2 protein-coding genes are annotated in these 1,367 nt (G+C 48.4%); both read right to left on the reverse strand.

The window, feature by feature from the left end:
* Positions 1-239: 239 nt before the first annotated feature.
* Positions 240-1,184 carry a 4-hydroxy-3-methylbut-2-enyl diphosphate reductase gene (gene ispH, locus AC3WVG_RS11890; RefSeq protein ID WP_163105001.1) on the reverse strand — a complete coding sequence of 315 codons (945 nt, stop codon included), beginning with the start codon at positions 1,182-1,184 and terminating at the stop codon, positions 240-242.
* A 2-nt stretch (positions 1,185-1,186) separates the two neighbouring features.
* Positions 1,187-1,367 (reverse strand): FKBP-type peptidyl-prolyl cis-trans isomerase (locus AC3WVG_RS11895; RefSeq protein WP_488798332.1); only part of this gene is annotated, 181 nt, incomplete at its 5' end.

A 1,367-nucleotide genomic window follows, 5' to 3' on the forward strand; every position in this document is an offset into this window, starting at 1 on the left:
GCGATTACGAACATTTTAAGTCTCGCTGAGTGGGTAACTATCTATGCGTACTGGTATAATCCATTCTTTTTCTGATTTGCGCCAGTAGCCTTTAGCATAAAAAAACCGCAGTAAAAACTGCGGTTTTTTTAGCTTCACTGAGATGTTGCGATAGCGATTTGGTAGCTTTAGTCTTTGCTACCCTTGTTAAGCGAGTGCAACTTTATTACGCTTACACCCACCTACTTACACACAGCTACTTACACAACTTGCTTCACCCGCAGCTCTTTAGGCACCGCAAATTCAACATTCTCTTCTCTACCCGAGCGCTCAGAAGCAGACACTGCTCCCCATGCTTTAAGCCGATCTACAACCCCTTGCACAAGTACCTCAGGGGCCGAGGCGCCGGCGGTGACGCCAACATGGTTAACGTTTTCTAACCAAGACTCTTGAATACAGTTAGCATCGGCGATGAGATACGCTTTCGCGCCAATCTTCTCGGCAAGCTCACGCAAACGATTGGAGTTAGAGCTATTTTGCGCCCCAACTACCAACAACACATCACAATCTGTTGCCAAATCGCGTACCGCATCTTGTCGATTTTGCGTGGCGTAGCAAATATCGTCTTTACGAGGGCCGTTAATCGCCGGGAACTTCGCGCGTAGCGCGTCGATAACGTCAGCGGTATCATCTACCGACAGCGTAGTTTGACTGCAGTAATAGAGCCTTGACGGGTCTTTGACCGTCAGTTTTTCAACATCGCTTTGGGACTCGACAAGGTAGATGCCGCCATCTTCATTGCTATATTGCCCCATAGTGCCTTCAACTTCCGGGTGTCCTGCATGCCCAATTAAAATGCATTCAGTTCCAGATTTGCTCGCACGGGTGACTTCCATATGCACCTTAGTCACTAATGGACAGGTAGCGTCAAACACTTTCAGGCCTCTAGAAGTCGCATTTTTGCGCACGGCCTGTGACACGCCATGAGCCGAAAAGATAACAATGCTGTCGTCTGGCACTTCATGAAGCTCATCCACAAACAGTGCGCCGCGCTCGCGAAGCCCATCAACAACAAACTTGTTGTGCACAACTTCATGGCGTACATAGATAGGCGGTTCAAACATCTCTAAAGCGCGCTCTACTATCGTGATTGCGCGGTCAACGCCGGCACAAAAGCCTCGTGGATTAGCTAAATGAATTTGCATAGTTATTTCTCGCCTTGAGCGCTAGCTCCAGATTTAACATCAACAATCTCGACATCGAATACAACGGTTTGTCCTGCAAGCGGATGGTTAAAGTCAACCGTTACAGAATCTCCCGCGACACTTCTGATTATACCTGGAATTTCCGAGCCATCTGGCTGAGCGAAGGCCAAGATCATGCCTTCC

The sequence above is a fragment of the Desulfovulcanus sp. genome, from assembly GCF_982781345.1.